Annotated in this window: 17 protein-coding genes and 3 pseudogenes; 10 read left to right on the forward strand and 10 right to left on the reverse strand. The window is 35.8% G+C overall.

What is annotated here, in order from left to right:
- The 3 genes and pseudogenes from rbsK to fsa all read left to right on the forward strand — a co-directional run.
- Window positions 1–809 (forward strand): ribokinase (gene rbsK / locus ACFQZ1_RS14300; protein ID WP_377882852.1); only part of this gene is annotated, 809 nt, incomplete at its 5' end.
- A gap of 72 nt (window positions 810–881) precedes the next feature.
- A pseudogene (rbsC, locus tag ACFQZ1_RS14305) lies at window positions 882–1,104 on the forward strand (ribose ABC transporter permease); the annotation flags it as partial.
- 352 nt (window positions 1,105–1,456) lie between these two features.
- Window positions 1,457–2,104, forward strand: a complete 648-nt coding sequence (fsa, locus tag ACFQZ1_RS14310) for a fructose-6-phosphate aldolase (RefSeq protein ID WP_377882853.1) — start codon at window positions 1,457–1,459, stop codon at window positions 2,102–2,104.
- A 169-nt stretch (window positions 2,105–2,273) separates the two neighbouring features.
- On the opposite strand, the gene ACFQZ1_RS14315 is transcribed toward fsa, so the two are convergent.
- Window positions 2,274–3,428: an MFS transporter gene (locus tag ACFQZ1_RS14315; protein ID WP_377882854.1), complete on the reverse strand. Its 1,155-nt coding sequence runs from the start codon at window positions 3,426–3,428 to the stop codon at window positions 2,274–2,276.
- A gap of 356 nt (window positions 3,429–3,784) precedes the next feature.
- Here ACFQZ1_RS14315 and ACFQZ1_RS14320 point away from each other — a divergent pair, with 356 nt between their 5' ends.
- A complete protein-coding gene (locus tag ACFQZ1_RS14320) occupies window positions 3,785–4,633 on the forward strand; it encodes a phospholipase C (RefSeq protein WP_377882855.1) in 849 nt (282 codons plus the stop codon).
- 328 nt (window positions 4,634–4,961) lie between these two features.
- Window positions 4,962–5,162, forward strand: a complete 201-nt coding sequence (locus tag ACFQZ1_RS14325; RefSeq protein ID WP_377882856.1) for a hypothetical protein — start codon at window positions 4,962–4,964, stop codon at window positions 5,160–5,162.
- A gap of 58 nt (window positions 5,163–5,220) precedes the next feature.
- On the opposite strand, the pseudogene ACFQZ1_RS14330 reads toward ACFQZ1_RS14325, so the two are convergent.
- A pseudogene (locus ACFQZ1_RS14330) lies at window positions 5,221–5,757 on the reverse strand (methyl-accepting chemotaxis protein); the annotation flags it as partial.
- An 819-nt stretch (window positions 5,758–6,576) separates the two neighbouring features.
- Between ACFQZ1_RS14330 and ACFQZ1_RS14335 the strand changes: the two are divergent.
- The 4 genes from ACFQZ1_RS14335 to ACFQZ1_RS14350 all read left to right on the forward strand — a co-directional run bounded on the left by ACFQZ1_RS14335 (window position 6,577) and on the right by ACFQZ1_RS14350 (window position 9,593).
- Complete coding sequence (locus tag ACFQZ1_RS14335) at window positions 6,577–7,773, forward strand: PcsB-like coiled-coil domain-containing protein (protein ID WP_377882857.1); 1,197 nt, start codon at window positions 6,577–6,579, stop codon at window positions 7,771–7,773.
- Window positions 7,774–7,881: 108 nt separating this feature from the next.
- Entirely contained in the window at window positions 7,882–8,100 is a 219-nt protein-coding gene (locus ACFQZ1_RS14340) for a helix-turn-helix transcriptional regulator (protein WP_377882858.1), read from the forward strand.
- Complete coding sequence (locus ACFQZ1_RS14345; RefSeq protein ID WP_377882859.1) at window positions 8,093–8,566, forward strand: DUF2178 domain-containing protein; 474 nt, start codon at window positions 8,093–8,095, stop codon at window positions 8,564–8,566. The genes ACFQZ1_RS14340 and ACFQZ1_RS14345 overlap by 8 nt, the downstream gene beginning before the upstream one ends.
- A 391-nt stretch (window positions 8,567–8,957) precedes the next feature.
- Window positions 8,958–9,593, forward strand: a complete 636-nt coding sequence (locus ACFQZ1_RS14350) for a class A sortase (protein ID WP_377882860.1) — start codon at window positions 8,958–8,960, stop codon at window positions 9,591–9,593.
- 168 nt (window positions 9,594–9,761) lie between these two features.
- On the opposite strand, the gene ACFQZ1_RS14355 is transcribed toward ACFQZ1_RS14350, so the two are convergent.
- The 3 genes from ACFQZ1_RS14355 to ACFQZ1_RS14365 form a co-directional block, all read right to left on the reverse strand.
- Window positions 9,762–11,147 carry a peptide MFS transporter gene (locus ACFQZ1_RS14355; RefSeq protein WP_377882861.1) on the reverse strand — a complete coding sequence of 462 codons (1,386 nt, stop codon included), beginning with the start codon at window positions 11,145–11,147 and terminating at the stop codon, window positions 9,762–9,764.
- Between the two features lie 330 nt (window positions 11,148–11,477).
- On the reverse strand, window positions 11,478–13,034 hold the full coding sequence (locus tag ACFQZ1_RS14360) for a DNA-binding protein (protein WP_377882863.1): 1,557 nt from the start codon (window positions 13,032–13,034) through the stop codon (window positions 11,478–11,480).
- Window positions 13,035–13,422: 388 nt separating this feature from the next.
- Window positions 13,423–14,820: an amino acid permease gene (locus tag ACFQZ1_RS14365; protein ID WP_377882864.1), complete on the reverse strand. Its 1,398-nt coding sequence runs from the start codon at window positions 14,818–14,820 to the stop codon at window positions 13,423–13,425.
- A 238-nt stretch (window positions 14,821–15,058) separates the two neighbouring features.
- Between ACFQZ1_RS14365 and ACFQZ1_RS14370 the strand changes: the two are divergent.
- A pseudogene (locus ACFQZ1_RS14370) lies at window positions 15,059–15,823 on the forward strand (RNA-guided endonuclease InsQ/TnpB family protein); the annotation flags it as partial.
- Window positions 15,824–15,941: 118 nt separating this feature from the next.
- Here the strand turns inward: ACFQZ1_RS14370 and ACFQZ1_RS14375 are convergent.
- From ACFQZ1_RS14375 to qoxB, 5 genes are all read right to left on the reverse strand, one after another.
- The gene (locus ACFQZ1_RS14375; protein WP_377882865.1) at window positions 15,942–16,379 is read right to left on the reverse strand and encodes a GNAT family N-acetyltransferase; all 438 of its coding nucleotides are present in this window, start codon (window positions 16,377–16,379) and stop codon (window positions 15,942–15,944) included.
- Between the two features lie 143 nt (window positions 16,380–16,522).
- Window positions 16,523–16,747, reverse strand: coding sequence for a DUF4022 family protein (locus tag ACFQZ1_RS14380; protein WP_377882866.1), 225 nt, complete (start codon window positions 16,745–16,747; stop codon window positions 16,523–16,525).
- Window positions 16,748–17,022: 275 nt separating this feature from the next.
- On the reverse strand, window positions 17,023–17,334 hold the full coding sequence (gene qoxD / locus ACFQZ1_RS14385) for a cytochrome aa3 quinol oxidase subunit IV (RefSeq protein ID WP_377882867.1): 312 nt from the start codon (window positions 17,332–17,334) through the stop codon (window positions 17,023–17,025).
- A gap of 2 nt (window positions 17,335–17,336) precedes the next feature.
- The gene (gene qoxC / locus ACFQZ1_RS14390) at window positions 17,337–17,939 is read right to left on the reverse strand and encodes a cytochrome aa3 quinol oxidase subunit III (RefSeq protein ID WP_377882868.1); all 603 of its coding nucleotides are present in this window, start codon (window positions 17,937–17,939) and stop codon (window positions 17,337–17,339) included.
- A 13-nt stretch (window positions 17,940–17,952) separates the two neighbouring features.
- Window positions 17,953–19,887 carry a cytochrome aa3 quinol oxidase subunit I gene (gene qoxB / locus ACFQZ1_RS14395; protein WP_377882869.1) on the reverse strand — a complete coding sequence of 645 codons (1,935 nt, stop codon included), beginning with the start codon at window positions 19,885–19,887 and terminating at the stop codon, window positions 17,953–17,955.
- Between the last annotated feature and the right edge of the window lie 3 nt (window positions 19,888–19,890).

The following is a 19,890-nucleotide window of genomic DNA, read 5'->3' on the forward strand; positions in this document are numbered from 1 at the left end:
AAGCTTTTCATACTGTTCCAGGTGGAAAAGGGGCAAACCAAGCTGTAGCTGCAGCACGTTTAGGCGCAAATATTGCGATGGTTGGAGCGATTGGAAATGATAATTACGGAGAGTTTGTTCGGAAAAATTTAGAGAATGAACGTATTTTTATTGATTATGTGGAAACGATTACAAATGAAACAACAGGAATTGCCCATATTGTATTGGCTGAAGAAGATAATAGTATCATTGTTGTACAAGGTGCAAATCGTCTTGTAAGTGAGCAAATTGTAAATCATGCAAAAGATCTTCTTACGAAAGCGGATATGGTTGTTTTGCAGTTAGAAATCCCACTCGAAACAGTAAAGTATGTACTAAAAATTTGTGAAGAACATCAAATTCCAGTAATTTTAAATCCAGCTCCAGCACAAGTACTGCCAGAGGAAGTGCTGCAAAAGGCAACGTACATTACGCCAAATGAACATGAATGCCGAGTTGTTTTAGATGATTTCACGTCACCAATCGAATCATTACTTGCAAAATATCCTAATAAATTGTTAATGACAGAAGGCAGAAAAGGTGTTCGATTCCATAATGGAACAGAGATTGTTCATGTACCAAGTATTTCTGTTGAAGTTGTCGATACGACAGGAGCTGGAGATACATTTAACGGTGCATTAGCAGTTGCGATTGCAGAAGGAGAAGAACTGCAAAAAGCGGTTCATTTTGCAAACATTGCAGCAGGGCTTTCTGTAACAAAATTAGGAGCTCAAGGTGGAATGCCATCACGAGATAAAGTAAGAGAAGTGCAAATGATTGTAGGATGGTGAAGTTTTAATTAGTATATATTGAACAGTCAAATACATTTAAAATTATGACTTTTAGCGTAATTTTAACTTTGAGGTATTGACTTATTAGTAGGTTCTATTTTAGCATTACTATGTACACTTTTTGTTGGTATGAATTCATTCTTTGCAATAGGAATGGAATTACTTGCTGTTCTTATAATGGGAATTATAAACGGTGTTATCCTTGAGAAAGGGGAAGTAGCAACTTTTATCAACAATGATGTTTTTTAGGAGCTTTACACTTGTTTATATGGACAGACGTCTGATCACTGGTCTTAGTTGTTGCTTTGATATTTCTGTATGAGATATAACGAGGATAACTGCTGTTGTTATACTGTACTTGATTTTAAAGAAAATCAACGTATTGGTAGACATGAAGAAGCAGAGGTGATAGCAGATATTGGCGTTAAATGAATAGTAGTTGATGTACAAAATGATGCAGAAAATGTCATTCAAAAAAGCGTATATGTAACCGGTATCATCTTAACAGATTCCAAAGCAGTTGCGTCAGCAGTAAGTGTGGAAAAGGAAAAAAGAGAAGAAAAAAAGTAAAAAAATTATTTTGGTTGAATTAAGCCTTATTAAGCAAAAATAAACATATACTCGAATTCAGAAAGGAAGAAAAAAACATGAAATTTTTTATTGATACAGCAAACATTGAAGAAATTAAAGAGGCAAATGCTCTTGGCGTATTAGCAGGTGTAACAACGAATCCATCTCTTGTTGCAAAAGAAGGCGTAGATTTTCATGAACGCATTCGTGAAATTTGCAGTGTTGTAGAAGGCCCTGTAAGTGCAGAAGTTATTAGCTTAGAAGCAGACAAAATGATTGAAGAAGGAAAAGAATTAGCGAAGATTGCACCTAACGTTGTTGTAAAAGTACCGATGACAACAGAAGGTTTAAAAGCTGTAAAAGCATTTGCTGATTTAGGCATTCGTACAAACGTAACATTAGTATTCTCAGCTGTACAAGCATTAATGGCTGCACGTTCTGGTGCAACATATGTATCACCATTTTTAGGCCGCTTAGATGATATTGGTCACAATGGTATGGATCTAATTCGTCAAATCGCAGATATTTTTGCAATTCATGACATTAAAACAGAAATTATTGCAGCATCTGTTCGCCACTCTGTACACGTAACAGACGCAGCATTAAATGGTGCGCACATTGCAACAATTCCAGCAAATGTTATTGCTTCATTAGTGAAACATCCATTAACAGATCAAGGAATTGAAAAGTTTTTAGCAGATTGGGAAAAAACACAAGGAAAATAATTTTGTATAAAGCGGTTCAACTTTCGAGTTGAATCGTTTTTTTATGAGTTTCTAACGGATTTTGTAGGAGAATTGAATATTTCCTAGGGAATTGTCGAAACATGACTGGTATTTGTGCAGTTTTCAGCAAATGGATTGTATCGATATGATAAAAAAACAATGGTGGAGTCTAGCCCACCATTGTTTTTTTTAATCTCCCTCTTACATAAATCATTGAAGCAAATGTAAGCAAGAAAGCTGTTCCAATTACAAAGCTTACGCTCGGCGATGCGCCAATTGCCCCAACTGTAAATGATCCGGCAACGACACCGAGTGAGAAAAACGCATAAAATAATCCGAATGCTTTTCCGCGATTATCTTCTGTAGTATTTTCAACAAGTAAGGCGTTAATAGAAGGAAAGAGAATTGCAAATCCAATTCCGTAAATGATCATAACGACAAAGAGCATGCTTTTTGTTGTAAATATACCAAGTAACGATAATGTAAATGCCATAACTGCAATACCGATGACCATCATTTTTTGACGGTTAAAGTAATCGTATATACGGTTTGTTGGTAGTAAGAAGAAGAGGATTGCGGTGATTCCAAAGACACTAAGCATCATTCCTGTTAAGGATGATTTAAGTCCTAAAGCTTCTACTTTCATAGGTAACATATATGTGACAATTCCTTGTGAGAACATTAACGTAAAGGCACCGATGTATGATTGTAATAACGGTTCAGATTTTAATAATCCAAGCATTTCTTCTTTGCTCAATATTTGTTTCTGTAATGGATTTGTTCTTGTTATATGATTTGGCAACAAGAAGAGCGAAACAAGTGTACCAAGTACCATTAGGATAGAAATTGTAATAAAGACCCAATGTATACCTGCGGTTGCTTTCATAATCCCGCTGAAAGCAGGACCGACGATAGCTGCTGTTCCAACAGCTGCACCAGATAAAGCCATTGCTTTCCCTTGCTTTGTTGCTTCTGTCTGCTTTGATAAGAAAGTAAAGGCAGCTGGTATTAAGAAGCCGTCACTAAATCCGTGTAGAAAACGAACAATAATAAGCTGTTCGCCGTTTTGGACAACGGTATACAATAAGACTATGAGACTCGTAAATGCCATACTAATAGAAAGAACTTTTTTTGCTCCATATTTATCAACAGACGCACCTGCAATAATATTGCCAATCATATTTGCAAATGAGTACATTCCAACGACAAGACCAATAATAAGAGGGGTTCCTCCAAGACTTTGCGCGTATGTGCTCATAATTGGTAATTGCGAAAATGTATCTAAAAATGCAATGATAACAATAAAATAAATAAAGTATTTCAAACTTTTCACCTCTCTTTTGCTATTATGGCATAATGCTATTTTTCACTGCAATGAAATTAAGTTGTTATGTTTGGAAATTTGTATAACTTGTTAAAAGGGAGTGGAATAAAGAATAGTATATTTTCGAAATATTTACATTATTTTATCGATTTGTTTGTATTAAATTAATATTTCCTTATTATATTTAGACTGAATTACAACAGTCGAACTTATATAAAGTCACTTAGTTATACATATCTATATATTTTATTTTCTCAATAGGAAATTATGAAAGGATAGGATATTCTTATAATAGATTCACCAAATAACATCAGAAGTTCTACTTCATACATAAATATAAAATGGGAGGATTTTGTATGAAAAAGAAAGTATTAGCACTAGCAGCTATGGTTGCTTTAGCTGCACCAGTTCAAAGTGTAGTGTTTGCGCAAACAAATAGTAGTGAAAGTCCTGCACCGATCTTAAGATGGTCAGCTGAGGACAAGCATAATGAGGGAGTTAGCACTCATTTGTGGATTGTAAATCGTGCAATTGATATCATGTCTCGTAATACAGCGATTGTGAAGCCGAATGAAACTGCTTTATTAAATGAGTGGCGTACTGATTTAGAGAATGGTATTTATTCTGCTGATTACGAGAATCCTTATTATGATAATAATACATATGCTTCTCATTTTTACGATCCGGATACTGGAAAAACATATATTCCTTTTGCGAAGCAGGCAAAAGAAACAGGTACAAAATATTTTAAACTTGCTGGTGAAGCATACAAAAATCAAGATATGAAACAAGCATTCTTCTATTTAGGATTATCGCTTCATTATTTAGGAGATGTAAATCAGCCAATGCATGCAGCAAACTTTACGAATCTTTCTTATCCAATGGGTTTCCATTCTAAATACGAAAATTTTGTTGATACAATAAAGAATAACTATATAGTTTCAGATAGTAGTGGATATTGGAATTGGAAAGGGGCAAACCCAGAAGATTGGATTCAAGGAGCAGCAGGAGCGGCTAAACAAGATTATCCTGGTATCGTGAACGATACGACAAAAGATTGGTTTGTAAAAGCAGCTGTATCTCAAACATATGCAGATAAATGGCGTGCAGAAGTGACACCGGTGACAGGAAAACGCTTAATGGAAGCGCAGCGCGTTACAGCTGGTTATATTCATTTATGGTTTGATACGTATGTAAATCAATAATGACTTATAGGAAGACTAAATACTCATTCTTTAAGTATTTGGTCTTTTTTTATATTAACTGAGACATAGGGGAATACAGTTATAGTTAACGAAAGGTGTTTTATCTCGCATTAACGAGCAATAAGATCCCCATCTCAAGATTGAGAGAGAATCGAAGAAGATAGGTTGGGGATAAAAAAACCCCCACTGATGGAAGCTTCACTTTACTTAATGATTAGTAAAATATAACAAATAACATTGAATTCAATTTTAAAAAGCTTATAATTTAAATATATGAGTTAATAAATTTTTTAATGACGAATTCTGTCTAGGGGAGGGATAACAAACTATGAAATATGAGCTGTTTTTGGTACATGGGGGTTATATAACAACGTTTGATAGTATGTGGTACTTTAAAGAAGGGGAACAAATTTTTTTCCATGAGGAAAAAGAAAAACGTAATTTTATTATTATCCGTTTAACACATGATGTATCTCATAAAAATGAACATGTCATTCGTTTATATTGCCAAGAAAAGAAAGTATATTAATTATGAAGAGCACTGAAGCTATATTGCTTCAGTGCTCTTTTTAGTAGGCTTGATATTATTATTTTTTCGTTACAATTATTTCTCCTAGACTTATAGATAATTTTGTATCAACTTTTTGGGCATCATTAATGTGTTTTATCATCATGTCATTTAATTTTTGGAACATATGCTGTGTTTTTGTAAATTCACGTAATATGTCTTCGTTACAATGCTTTTGTTCCTCAATTGATTCAATGACACTTGTAGCACCTGTTTGTAACGTTTGTACCATCATTAATATTTTTTCAATTCTTGCATTTGTATCTGCACTTACTTCAACACCCTCATCGACGAGATGAAGATTATCTTTTGTATTTTCATATGCCTTTTCAATTTCTTCTTGAATTTTCTTTGTTAAATCTCCAATATTTTTTGTACTTTCTGCAGTGCTTTCTGCAAGTTTTCGAACTTCATTAGCAACGACTGCAAATCCTTTTCCGTGTTCGCCAGCACGAGCAGCTTCAATACTTGCATTTAAAGCAAGTAGATTTGTTTGTGCAGCAATATTTTGAATTACTTCCACGATTTGTTCAATTTCTTTTGAGCGTTCGCTTAAATGATTCATACTATTAGATGTACGTTGCGATTGCTCGCCTAATTTGTTAATAACAGTCAGTAATCCGTGAACAGAATCTTTCCCTTCATTGGAACATGTTACGATTTCTTCAATAGCTTGAATAAGTCCTTGCTCTTTTTGAAGCATATCACTATTAATAGTATTGGAATGATTTGTTTGTGTTGTAACGTTGTTAAAGCAATCACTTAATTGGTGAATTAAATTTTGTAATGTATGATGTTGCTGATTGATTTCTTCATGTTCGCTTACAATCGTTAATACATTTTCATGTAATGAAGTGATAACACTTTGATGTTCTTGTTCTTTTTGATAGAGCTGTTGTTCTAACTCTTGTACTTGAGTTTGTAATTGAGCAATTTCTTTTTCTAGTGATTTTGTTTTTGTAAACATAATAATCTCCCCAAGCTTTTATGATTTGCTATTTCCTTTGTTAATAGATAATAAGATTTTGCTTATAGAAGTTTCATTTTATCCCGCTATTCGCGGGCAGTAAGACTCCCACCTCAAGATAATGAGAATAGGTGAGAGATAACAAAGGCCCGTAAGAGCTCGATTGATGAAGGCTTTCTATCGGTGGAGATGAAGGAAAAAACTCACTGATGAAAGTTTCACTTTATATTAAAATTGTAGCATTATTTTTAAATATATACATATAAAATTTTAAAAATATCCAAATGTGTTTATTGCATTTTTTTAGAAATTGTTATTTTTATCCATGAAAAATAAACTGTATTTAATGAGTTTGTAAACAAACTGTAAAACAAATATTGTATAACTGTATATGAAGGGAGTCGGATTATGAACTATTTTAAGCGTATCAGTAGCGTTGTATTAGCTGGATTCATTTGTTTTTCTAGTACAGTTGCTGTAAAAGCTGAGTCAAACGACGATAAATTAAACAACATGCAGCAGCAATTGCAGCAAAATAACAATACCATTCAGCAAAAAGAGCAAGAACAACAAGCTGTAATGAAAGACATTGAAGGTATTCAAAAAGAATTGAAAGATTTAAATGATACAATTTCTAAAAATAAAACAGAGCAAGACCAAATTCAGCATAAAATTGATGAAACAAATAAACAAATTGAACAAAAAAAGAAAGAGATTATTGCGTTAGAAGATAAAGTACTTATGCGTAAAGATATTATGAAAAAACGTATGGTCTCTGTTCAAGAGAGTTCAAATACGAGTTTAGTAGTGGACGTAATTGTGGATTCAAAAAATATTGCAGATCTCTTAGAACGTATGAATGCGGTTTCTACAATTATGGATGCAGATAAAGAGATTCTTCGTTTACAAGAACAAGATCTTCGTCAAATCGAAGCTGATAAAAAAGTAATTGATGAAAAAGAAAAATCTTTAGAAGTAGATAAACAAAAATTAGCAAAGGCACAGAATGAGTTACAAGAGAATTTAAAGAAACGCCAAGAAAACTTACAGGCTGTGCAAACAAAATATAATGAAATTTCAAGTCAACTGACGCTTGCTGCACAAGAAAAAGCACAGATTGAAGCAGATATGAAGAGCGTTCAAGATACAATTGCCCGTGAGCAAGCTGCAGCATCAGCAGCTGCTGCAGAGCGTGCAAAAGCTTCAGAAGCTGCTGCTGCTCCAAAAGCAAGCCAAAGCCAAGGTCAAAACCAAAACCAAAGCCAACCAGGATCAGACAAACCAGCTAAAGGCGGAGGCCGTGAGATTTTTGTAGAGGCTACAGCTTACACAAATGATCCAAGTGAAAATGGGAATTCGCAAGGTGAACATGTATATTCTGCTTGGGGACACTATGATTTAACGGCAAATCCAAATATGAAATTAATTGCTGTTGATCCAAAAGTTATTCCATTGGGCTCACACGTATGGGTTGAAGGATATGGAGATGCGATTGCTGCTGATACTGGTAGTGCTATCCAAGGATATAGAATTGATGTATTAAAGCCAGATAAAGCATCCTCTGAATCTTGGGGAAGAAGACAAGTTCGTGTTATCATTTATTAAAAAAAACCTACTTTGCAATAAGCAAAGTAGGTTTTTTTATCATTTAATGTTAAGTTGAGTTTACATTTTGTAAAGTTTAGCATACAATAATGGTAAGAGGTGGTAAAATTGACCATTTGCAATCGAGTAAAAGAATTACGAGCTCGTTTTCATTTTTCACAAAGTGTGTTGGCTGAAAAAGTGGGTGTAACAAGACAAACCATTGCTGCTATTGAAAAAGGGGATTATGTGCCATCATTATTATTAGCGCTCATGATTTGTGATGTGTTTGGGCTACAGATGGAAGAAGTATTTGTATTACAAAAGGAGGAAGAAAAAAATGAATAGAATTGGTCTTTCTTATGTAATAAACATATGTATACTTGCTATAGCGAGTTGGGCATTTGTTGAGTATTTTCATGTCATTATGGATCTTGCAAACATCATACGTACTGAAAAGCAAACGTGGACTGTTACGATGAATATAACGCCAATTATATTGATATTGATTATAGCGGTAGGTGTATTCATTGGTTACAAGGCACAAAAAAAGAAATATAAGAAATTATCATTTTGGACATTTCCGTTATTATTTCCAAATGAAGATGAGAGAGAAGAAATATTAACTGCGAAAGCGTGTCGCACTACCCTTCTTTCATTATGGTTTATTATGCCTTTCGCAGCTGCTTTGTTAGTTTTCTATCCACTATTCAATCGAAACATTCCAGAATATCCGTTATACGTATTATTCTTCGTTTTACTAATCCAAATAACAATATTTCATATTTCTTTATATCGTAATAAGGTTGTGTAAAAGATGTGCTTTGGCACATCTTTTACATGTACTTAAAATGTAGAAGGTTCTCCTGAGTTTTTACAAAAATTTAATGAACTTCATAAGAGAGGGTTACAAATTACTTTTATCATGATATTAAGTTTAGAGAATGAGAATATTGCGACAGGAATCATTAAAAGGAGTCTAATAAAGTGTAACTTCTATAAGTGGGGGGCTTTATCCCACACTTATGGAAAGCCCGCCCAATCGGGATTTTACGGACGGTAAGATCCACTGCCGATGGAAGTTTCACTTTATTCCGCATTAGGAAGTGCTGCTTACTTTGTCTTTCGTATGTTACTTGTATATCTAGCATTCTTATTTTATCATTTTATATAAAGGGAATTTTGTGAGAGAAAGGAATTGGGGCATGAATAAAAAAAGGATTTATAGTATATTAGCATTTCTATTATTTGTCGTAGGTGGTATTTTAATTGCAAAACCATTTTATGATGGTTACAAAGCTGGAAAGATGCAAGACAAAAATATACAAGCTGTTAAAAAAATGAAGTACGAAAAACAAGAAACGAAATTTGTTGATGCTTCTAAAATAAAACAGCCAGATTTAGCAGATGTGGCAAATGCTTCATTAGATAAAAGACAAGTTATCGGCCACATGGCTATTCCAACCATTGGATTAGAGCTACCAATTCTAAATTCTTCGACAGAGAAGAATTTATTATCAGGTGCAGCAACGGTAAAAGAGAAAGAAGAGATGGGAAAAGGGAATTACGCATTAGCAGGACATAATATGTCGAAAAAAGGTGTATTATTTAGCGATATTTCGAAATTAAAAAAGAACGATAAAGTATATTTATATGATAGTGAAAATGAGTATGAGTATGCGGTACAACAGGTAACAGAAGTCACACCGGATAAATGGGAAGTAGTTGAAGATCACGGAAAGGATGAAGTGACGCTCATTACGTGCGCATCTGTGCTTGATAATTCGAAACGATTTGTAGTGTCTGGGAATTTAGTGCAGGTGAAGAAAGTAAATAGTTAATAAAAAAGATGAGGGGTTGCACCCTCATCTTTTTTATCCCGCTATTTGCGACTCACCTCAAGGTTGAGACAAAATCGAAGAAGATAGGCGGGGGATAACTGCTCGTAAAAGCCCGAATGGTTCAACTAACCATTCGGAGGAAAAGCATCTCCGAATGGAAGTTTCACTTTATTCCATCATTTTCACTAATTTTTTTGAAATTAATAGTAAGATACATCCTAAGAAAATAGCGGCAGCTCCAATAACAGCAAATATTTCTGAATAACCTAATGAAGTTGTGAGATTTGCTAACTGTCCGCCTAAAATATTAGCGACACCTGTGCTTGCGAACCAAACACCCATTAATAAAGATGCGAGTTTGACAGGAGCGAGAGCACTTACCATTGATAGTCCAACTGGGGATAAGAACAATTCACCTAACGTATGGAATAAGTAAGTAAAGACAATAAAGAGCAGATTTGCTTTTTCTGTAATGTCTTGTTCATTACTTCCTGTTTTTAATGTAGCGACAAGAAGAACCATATAACCAATTCCAAGTAAAATCATACCGAGACCCATTTTTGTTGGAATTTTAAGATCACCGCGTTTTGTAGAAGCGAGCTTTGCCCAAAGTGCTGAAACAATTGGTGCTAATAAAATAATAAATAGTGGGTTTACAGACTGAAACCAAGATGTTGGAATTTCCCAACCGAATACAGTACGATCTACAAAGCTATTTGTATATAAAGTTAAAGAACTACCAGCTTGTTCAAATCCAGCCCAGAAGAAAACAACGAAACACGTTATAATGATAATAACCGCTGTATTCTGTTTTTCTTTTTTTGTTAATGGTGTATTTCCAGCTGTTTTGTTGCCTGTTCCTGTTTGTAAAGCTGCTGTCGGTTTTTTACCAATGTCACCAAGAAAACGATTGGATAATGTTGTGAATAAAATTTGCCCCACAATCATCCCGATGGACGCAGCTAAAAATCCATATCGGAAACCATAATGAATAGCGCCATCTACTGTTGTTTTAAACAAATCTTCTGATAAATATCCACAAACGAGTGGAGCAAGGAATGAACCTACATTAATTCCCATATAGAAAATCGTAAAGGCACTATCACGGCGCGAATCATTTTCTGCATATAACTCTCCGACAAGAGTAGAAATATTTGGTTTAAAGAAACCGTTCCCCATAATAATGAGCGCTAATCCGAGGTATAGTCCTAATTGGCTTTGCAGAGCAAATAACGTAAGGTTACCAAGTGCAATTGTTATACCGCCGAGTGTAATAGCTAATCGTTTACCAAGATAACGATCTGTTAAGAATCCACCAATCATTGGGGTGAAATAACAAGCTCCTGTATAAAAACCGTAAATCGTAAGTGCCCAGCTTTTACTAAACCCAAGACCACCGTTTATTAAGGCTGTTGTTAAATATAATGTTAATAACCCTCGTAATCCGTAATAACTAAATCTTTCCCACATTTCTGTGAAGAAGAGTAAGTATAAACCTGGAGGATGCTTCTTTTTTTGCTGTTGTTTCTCATCAAGGTGTATGGCAGCTTCCATATATAATTCCTCCTGACAAAAAATAAAGTTAATAGTTTTATATATTTAATAGTTTATCTTGTTAACTATTAAAAGTCAATAAAGGTAGATTTTTTGGAAGAAATTAAAAATGGAAAATACAAACCAAGAAAAAGTGTTTATGTATAAAGAGACCCCCTTTTCATAAGAAAAGGGGGCTGTTTTTATCCCGCTATTCGTGGGCAGTAAGCCCCGACCTCAAGGTTAAGAGAGAATCGAAGAAGACAGGTGGGGAATAGCTGCTGGCATGTGCACGATTAGTGAGAGTTTCCCATCAGTGGGGAATGAAGAATCCCCTAACTGATGAAAGCTTCACTTTATTGTAGGTGTTCCAATTACAACCGTTTCACTTATTTTTGCAGTTGTATTTTGACGAAGACGTAAAGTAGCTTGGCCTACTGTATTAGGTGCAATTTGTACATTGAGTATTTTTTCAGCAGAACCTTGGTTATTAGTAGTAAGGGAAAAGGAATTGCTATAACCATAGGAAGAAGGCCAAGTACCATTTGCGTTTTGAATTTTTGCTACTTGTGCACCACTACTTGTATAAATACCTAAAGAGTAACTATTGTAAGTCGTGTTTGGTAATAAATGATTTGCTTGTACTTTAATTTGGAATATACCGCTGTTTGGAAGGATACTAGGATGGATAAAGCTATAGTCACTTGTTGAGATACTTCCATTATAGCCATATGAACCCGGTTTAAATGTACTTGAATTAAACCATTGATATCCTGCATTAGGAGCGCTCCAAGGTTCTGGCTGCGGCTCAGTTGACGCACTTGGTTCTTCAAATGCTTGCAATTGTGTTGGTTTGTCTAATTGTAATCCATTTACTTGATCTAAACTTGTATATGTTTCTTGTACAGAAAGCCAATTTACAATATTGGTCAATAAAGTAGCGTCGCTCTCTTCTTTATATCCATCGTATGTTTTTTTTGACAGACCAGTATCTTCTCGAACATATTTTGGCGTTGCATCTTCAACTGGTGAAGAGTCACCGATAAAAGCAGCTTTTCCTAATCCAACCTTTGCAATAGCAACGTAAGGCCCTTCAGCAATGCCGCCGCCATTATATACACCACTATCAACTGCACTGCTCCATTTTGGTAAATTTTCTGGTAAGTAGACAATTCCTTTTGCTAATTTAGGGTTTGTAATTGCAAGTGTTGATCCAGCGTGCATAGCAACGGATGTAACCCCTGCAGTAATTCCAAAGGATTGATCTGGTGTTTCAATTCTATTTGTAGAAACATCACCGATTGCGTTATAGCGAAAGCGTATGCCAAAGTTATCAGAAAGCCAGTTTGAACTTTCTACACCTTGCATAGCTGATGAAGATGCTTCTGTTATAGACATACCTTTTGCCGGATTATCCCATGCCCCGCGGCGATATCCGTTGAAAACCTCTGAGGAATCCCAGCGGTTTTTATTACGATCAGCATTATAGTGATCAGCGATAAAAAAGATACTACCGCCATTTTTTACATATTGCAGCATGGCATCTTGTTCTGATTTTTTGTAGGGAATATTTGCTTCTGGAATGATAAACATATTGTAATCTTTTAAGTCATCATACGTAATAGATGTTGATTTACGAAGTTCTTTTACAAAAAAGCCTTTGTTTGCAATACCGTTTCCAAAATCAGAAAATCCTCCATCAATAACCCAATCAGCTGTTCCTGCTGTTTGCCCGTGCGTATTATCAAATAGTACTTTTTTTCCAGCATTTTCATTGACAATTTTTGCAGAAATCTCTGGAGCTGGATCCACAGCACTTTCAGCAAAAGTTTTTGTACTAAATATGGTAGCCATACTTAAAGTAATTCCTGTTGCTAATGTAAGGTTCAGCCATTTGTTTTTCTTCATAATAATCCTCCTAATCATAATAAAATGAGTTGTTTGTTTCTGCACTAAAAATCAGTCGGGCCCAACTGATGGAAGTTTCTTCTTATTACTCTAGTTAATTATTACTCTAGCTAATTTTAGAAGGATAAAAAAGATGAAAATTATAAAAATTTCGTAAATTCAGGGTGAATTTTATTGAGAAATATTTTTTAGATCCATAGAAAAACTCCCTTCCTAATATGAGGAAGGGAGTAGCTTTATCCCGCATTAACGGGCAGTAAGACCCCCACCTCAAGATTCAGAAAGAAGCAAAGAAGATAGGTGGGGGCTAACTGCCCGTAAAAGCCCGATTGGTTCAACTAACTGTCAGTGGGGGATGAAGAAAACCCCCACTGACGGAAGTTTCACTTTACCCGATTCTTGAAGAAGATTTTTGAGTTTTACCTATTACATGAAATCCTTTCATATAATAGACAACAACTAAAGCGATAATCCAAATCGGTCCAACGATTAATGCGATACGTGTATCAGTAGAATATGCCATAACTCCTAATACTAAAACAAGGAAAGCGAGTGTAATATAAGAGCTAAGTGGATACAGTGGCAATTTGTACGTTAATTTATTTTGTGCTTCCTGTGATAATCCTTTACGGAAGCGTAGCTGCGCAACTAAAATGACGCCCCAAGTCCAAATTGCTCCGAATGTTGAAATACTAGTTAGCCACGTAAATACTTTCCCAGGAACAAGGTAGTTTAAAACAACGCCTATTAATAATACGAAAGCTGTTGCTAAAATTCCTTTACTTGGAATGCCATTTTTATTTAAATGACCAAACTTCTCTGGTGCCTGTTTTTGCTGTGCTAATGTAAATAGCATACGGCCTGTACTAAAGAGACCACCATTACAAGAAGAAAGGGCAGCTGTTAATACAACAAAGTTAATAATTCCTGCTGCTTTCGCGATGCCGATTTGTTCAAACGTTAGTACAAATGGACTTCCTTTTTCGCCAATCTCATTCCATGGGTAAATCGCCATCATAACGAATAGAGCCCCTACATAGAAAATTAAAATGCGCCAAAAAACGTTATCGATTGCTTTAGATAATGTTTTCTTCGGATTTTCTGCTTCTCCAGCTGTTACACCGATTAACTCTACTCCTAAGTAAGCAAATAGTACCATTTGTAGAGAAAGAAGAAGACCAGAGAAACCATTTGGGAACCAACCGCCGTGAGACCAAAGATTTGAAATTCCAGTCGCTACGCCGCCATTTCCAAAACCAAATAGAATAATACCAGTACCAATTACAATCATACAGATAATTGTGACAATTTTAACTAGAGCAAACCAAAATTCAAGTTCTCCATACACTTTAACAGATAAAAAGTTTAATGCACTCATTAATACGAGAGCAATCAACGCCCAAATCCAACGTGGAATTCCAGGGAACCAATATTCCATATAAATACCTGCAGCTGTAATTTCAGCCATACAAGTAACAACCCATAAAAACCAATAGTTCCAGCCTGTTATATAACCTGCTAATGGGCCTAAATAGTCATGTGCATATTTACTAAACGAACCGGCAACAGGTTGTTCAATTGCCATTTCTCCAAGCGCACGCATAATGAAAAAGATAGCAAGACCTGCAATGATATAACCAAATAAAATGGATGGTCCTGCTAGTTTAATAGCAGAAGCTGATCCTAAAAATAATCCAACTCCAATAGCAGATCCAAGAGACATAAGTGTAATATGTCGTTGTTTTAATCCGCGATTTAAAGTGTCTGCTTTGTCTGTGTGCTTCATAGTAAACCTCCTTTATTATAAGAAAAATTAATGTATTCGCTTACAAAAGTGTCTAACTATTTAAAATTATAAAACATTTACCCCTGTTATGCTACAAAAAAAGACAATGTTTTCTGTATTATATCTGTGGTTTATATACTTAATTTTAAAATTCAAACTATTATTGAGTGTATTGATTCTTCTTTTTATCGGAAAATGGGCAAAAAAACCCCATCTTCAAAACGCGCAGGGCATAGCTCAGTTTAAGGTGGAAATTGTGACAGAACAACCTGAGTTATCACCGGAGCATATAGATAACAATCGCTATATGGGGATTGATTTAGGGATTGATAACATTGCAACCATCACAACGAATACAGGTGCCACTCCTGTATTATTCAAGGGCAATGTCATCAAAAGCATCAATCAATACTACAACAAGCAAAGGGCTTATTTACTAGGCATTCTTCGTCATGGAAAAGAACCAAAAGAAGGACCACACACATCAAAGCGTTTAGAGAGGCTTCATGAGAAACGGTTTCTCAAAATAAAAGATATCTTCCACAAAATGAGTCACCACATTGTTCAGATAGCGATTCAACAGGAGATTTCTATGATTGTGATTGGGAAAAATACATCGTGGAAACAAAACAGTGAGATGGGGAAACAACAGAATCAATCTTTCTGTCATATCCCGCATAATCTACTCATTGCAATGATCACATATAAGGCAAAACGAAAAGGTGTTACTGTACAAGTCGTGGAAGAATCTTATACAAGTAAAGCTTCCTTTCTAGACAATGATGCGATCCCCACTTACGGTGAGGAAAACATTCCTGTATTCAGTGGAAAACGGATCACACGTGGCTTGTATCGTACGAAAGAGAATAAACTACTAAACGCAGATGTGAATGGTTCCTATAACATCTTAAAAAAAGCAGTTCCAAAGGCGTTTGCCGATGGAATAGAGGGGTTGTGCCATCAGGCAGCTGTGTCAACTCCACTCGTGTTAAGCATCTTTTGAAGGTGATACACGAGAAACCCCACTTCAAGATCAGAAGGATGTAAGTGGCGGGAGTTTTCATAATGAATTATAAAAAAGAGCTTATTGTAGGAGATGCTCTTTTTTGTATAAAATAAGATCATAATAATTTATACATTAATTTGTGTAATCCGATTGGAGGGATATCGAATATTTCACCATATTCTTGAAACCCTAATCGTGTATAATAATTTGCAACGGTGATTCTGGCATTACACCATAGAAGCTGTGCACGGCGCTTTGCTAATATTGCTTCAGCACTGTGAATCAAAGTACTTCCAGCATGCTGTTTACGGAAGTTTTGTCTTGTAGCCATTCCTCTTAAGCGATAATGAATGCCTTCTCCTAAAGAAGGATGTATCTCATAAGAAAAGGAAGCAATACTAATAAGCATATTGTTTATAAATGCTCCAAGGTGAAAGGTATTTTCTTCATGATCAGAAGTATATTTACAGTCTTCTAAACTTTGATTAGGACGTAAAATTTCGTGTCGGAGTGCATATGTCTGAGAGCAATCAATTCGTTTTATTTCCACCATACGTATACCTCTCTTCTTATAGTGTATTAACGGAAAGGAACATCCCTGATTCTATGTTTCACAAGGAATCAGCACAGAAGATGGGGGGGAGGAATCGACTCATATACTCCAATTGATTCAACTAATAATGAATAGCCATGTGGTTAAAATTTTACCTTATCTGTAAGTTGTATAAAGAAATAAGCTGGTGCTATACAAAGCCCCAATATACTACTAGTTCCAATAATAAGAGAAAGTAAAATACAAGGATACTTTATTCCATTTGTTTTTTTCCATCCATAGCTCCAAATCTCAATGCTTAGACCAATCAGTATGATTGCGACAAGTACTTCTCCGAGTAATAAAAGAGCCAAAGTTGATATTGACATGTTTTGACACTTCCTTAGCTATATATGATAGTAATATTTTACCATACGGGAAATTGAAGTTTAAGGAATATTATCAATTTATTTGTAATTGGATCTTTATCCCGCAATTTTTGGGAAGTAAGACCTCTACCTCAAAATTCAGAGAGCAGCAAAGAAGGTAGGGGAGATAGTTACTGGAAGTTTTACTTTATTTTTCATCTTCCTTTATATGTATATAATTATTTAATCTATATAAAAAAGCCTGCTGAGACATTGTCCCAACAGACTTTTGAAAATTACATAGAGAAGAAAATCCAAACCGTACCAACAACAGTTACTATAGCGATGAAGAAGCTGAATAATATTGCTATTGTTTGTGTTATGCCTTCTCCTTCTTTTAAGTGCATAAACATAATTAATTGTAATGCTGCTTGTGCCAATGCCATTGCAATAATGCTTGTTAAGATTGTTGAAAGTGGCAAACTTGTATATAACGCTACGTATACAGCAAGGAACGTTAATGCAAGTGATAAAATAAATCCGAAAACGTGTGACCAAGGAAATCCGCTATGAGCGTGTCCGTTTGCTTGTGTATTGTTTTGTCCCATTATTACGCCACCATCCCGTTCAAATAAACTAGTGTGTAAATGAAGATCCAAACAACGTCAAGGAAATGCCAGTACAAGCTGATAATAAATACTTTACGTGCTGTAACTGGTGTTAGTCCTCGTTTTAAAATTTGGATAATAACACAAGCTGCCCAGATGATACCACCCGTTACGTGGGCACCGTGCGTTCCAAGTAGAACGAAGAATGCTGATAAGAAACCACTTGTTTGAAGTGTAGCACCATGGCTTACGTACATCATGAATTCTTCAATTTCCATGTAAAGGAAGCCTGCACCTAATAGTAATGTAAGGATAAACCAAACGAGCATACCATTTTTGTTTTCTTTACGCATTTCATGAATTGCAATCCCGCATGTGAAACTACTTGTTAAAAGTAAAAGTGTTTCAATCATAACAGGCTTTAATTCAAAAATTTGTGCTGCTGTCGGCCCGTCTGCAGAACGACCAGCTAATACTAGGTAAGAGGCGAAAAGTGTTGCGAACAGCACGATTTCAGCCCCAAGGAAAATCCAGAACCCTAAAATATTCAATCTGCTTTGTTCAGATTGATATTCTAGAGGTAAGCTCTTATCTAAAGCCGCCATTTCGTTTCACCTCTCATGCAACATGTTCTGTCTTTTTAATTTCATCTACGCTAATGTAGTATCCGTCGTCGTAATCAAACGAACGCCAAATCATACAAGCTAACATACCAATACCGCCGATAATAGCTAACGTGAACCAGCTAAATACTAATGCAAAACCAGCAAAGCCGATGAAGCAAGACATAATAAGTGGAACACCTGAATTGCTCGGCATATGAATTGGTTTTAATTCTTCAGGGCTTGGTGCAATAGTTTCACCGTTTTTCTTCATTTCCCAGAATACATCGCTATGCTTAATTTCTGGGATTTTTGCAAAGTTGTAATGTTGTACAGGAGATTGTGTTGCCCATTCAAGTGTACGGCCATCCCAAGGATCTCCAGTTAAGTCACGTTCACCATGACGAATGCTATAAACTACGTTGTAGCATAATAAGATAAAGCCAATACCCATCATTACTGCACCGACAGATGCAATTTGGTTTAATAAGCCCCATCCAAGGTTTGCAGAGTATGTGTACATACGACGTGTCATACCATCTAAACCTAGGAAGTACATTGGGAAGAAACAAATGTTAAATCCGCTCATAAAGATCCAGAATGTCCATTTACCAATGCGCTCATTTAACATATGGCCAGTCATTTTTGGATACCAGAATGTAAATCCAGCAAGCATCGCAAATACTGTACCTGCGATTAATACGTAATGGAAGTGAGCAACTAGGAAGTAGCTGTTATGGTACTGATAGTCAGCTGCTGCCATCGCAAGCATAACACCCGTAACCCCACCGATTACGAAGTTTGGAATAAACGCCAATGACCAAAGCATTGGAACTGTAAAACGAATACGACCTTTATAAAGTGTAAACAACCAGTTAAAGATCTTAACACCGGTTGGAATTGAAATTGCCATTGTCGAAATCGAGAAGAATGAGTTAACTGATGGTCCTGCACCCATTGTAAAGAAGTGATGCAGCCATACAAGACCACTCAAGACTGCGATAGCAATCATTGAATATACCATTGCGCTATATCCAAATAGACGTTTACGCGAGAATGTACTTACGATTTCAGAGAAAATACCGAATGCCGGTAAAATAACGATATATACTTCAGGGTGACCCCATACCCAGAATAAGTTCGCCCAAAGCATTGGCATACCTTCGCTCGCCATCGTAAAGAAGTGAGCATCAAACAGACGGTCAAATGTCATTAATGCAAGAGCAACTGTTAATACTGGGAAAGCAAAGATAATGATGACACATGTGATTAAAATAGACCATGTGAACATTGGCATTTTCATTAATTTCATGCCTGGTGCACGCATTTTTAAGATCGTAACAAGGAAGTTAATCCCTGTCATCAGCGTACCGAGACCCGCAATCTGCAATGCAATTGAATAATAGTTGTTTCCTACGCCTTGACTAAACTCTTTCCCAGCCATTGGGAAGTACGATGTCCATCCAGCGTCTGGAGAACCACCGATAACGAAGGAGATGTTAAATAACATAGCACCTACGAAAAATAACCAAAAGCTTAAGGAATTTAGATAAGGGTATGCAACGTCACGTGCCCCGATTTGAAGAGGTACAACAACGTTCATAAGTCCCATAACAAATGGCATTGCCATGAAAAGAATCATAACAGTACCATGTGTTGTAAAGATACCGTTGTAGTGTTCAGCATTTAAATAAGTTGTATCAGGAAACGTTAATTGGGCACGCATCATTAATCCGTCCATACCACCACGGAACAGCATTAAAATTGCTGAAATGATATACATGACCCCAATTTTCTTATGGTCAACAGAAGTTAACCACTCATCCCAAAGCCATCTCCACTTTTTGTACTTTGTTAGCACAAAAATGATTCCTAACGTCACAAGAACGATAGATGCATCCGCTCCGTATAGGATTGGATCGCCTGTGACAAAAAATTCATCAAGCTTCACTAT

Origin of the sequence: Bacillus sp. CGMCC 1.60114 (genome assembly GCF_042676365.1) — a bacterium.
Classification (GTDB): domain Bacteria; phylum Bacillota; class Bacilli; order Bacillales; family Bacillaceae_G; genus Bacillus_A; species Bacillus_A rhizoplanae_A.

What these genes read in the sequence shown, in the direction of transcription:
- fsa (WP_377882853.1), top strand. Translation starts at nt 1,457, where the DNA reads ATGAAATTTTTTATTGATACAGCAAACATTGAAGAAATTAAAGAGGCA.
- ACFQZ1_RS14320 (WP_377882855.1), top strand. Translation starts at nt 3,785, where the DNA reads ATGAAAAAGAAAGTATTAGCACTAGCAGCTATGGTTGCTTTAGCTGCA.
- ACFQZ1_RS14325 (WP_377882856.1), top strand. Translation starts at nt 4,962, where the DNA reads ATGAAATATGAGCTGTTTTTGGTACATGGGGGTTATATAACAACGTTT.
- ACFQZ1_RS14335 (WP_377882857.1), top strand. Translation starts at nt 6,577, where the DNA reads ATGAACTATTTTAAGCGTATCAGTAGCGTTGTATTAGCTGGATTCATT.
- ACFQZ1_RS14345 (WP_377882859.1), top strand. Translation starts at nt 8,093, where the DNA reads ATGAATAGAATTGGTCTTTCTTATGTAATAAACATATGTATACTTGCT.
- ACFQZ1_RS14350 (WP_377882860.1), top strand. Translation starts at nt 8,958, where the DNA reads ATGAATAAAAAAAGGATTTATAGTATATTAGCATTTCTATTATTTGTC.
- ACFQZ1_RS14355 (WP_377882861.1), bottom strand. Translation starts at nt 11,147, where the DNA reads ATGGAAGCTGCCATACACCTTGATGAGAAACAACAGCAAAAAAAGAAG.
- ACFQZ1_RS14360 (WP_377882863.1), bottom strand. Translation starts at nt 13,034, where the DNA reads ATGAAGAAAAACAAATGGCTGAACCTTACATTAGCAACAGGAATTACT.
- ACFQZ1_RS14365 (WP_377882864.1), bottom strand. Translation starts at nt 14,820, where the DNA reads ATGAAGCACACAGACAAAGCAGACACTTTAAATCGCGGATTAAAACAA.
- ACFQZ1_RS14375 (WP_377882865.1), bottom strand. Translation starts at nt 16,379, where the DNA reads ATGGTGGAAATAAAACGAATTGATTGCTCTCAGACATATGCACTCCGA.
- ACFQZ1_RS14380 (WP_377882866.1), bottom strand. Translation starts at nt 16,747, where the DNA reads ATGTCAATATCAACTTTGGCTCTTTTATTACTCGGAGAAGTACTTGTC.
- qoxD (WP_377882867.1), bottom strand. Translation starts at nt 17,334, where the DNA reads ATGGGACAAAACAATACACAAGCAAACGGACACGCTCATAGCGGATTT.
- qoxC (WP_377882868.1), bottom strand. Translation starts at nt 17,939, where the DNA reads ATGGCGGCTTTAGATAAGAGCTTACCTCTAGAATATCAATCTGAACAA.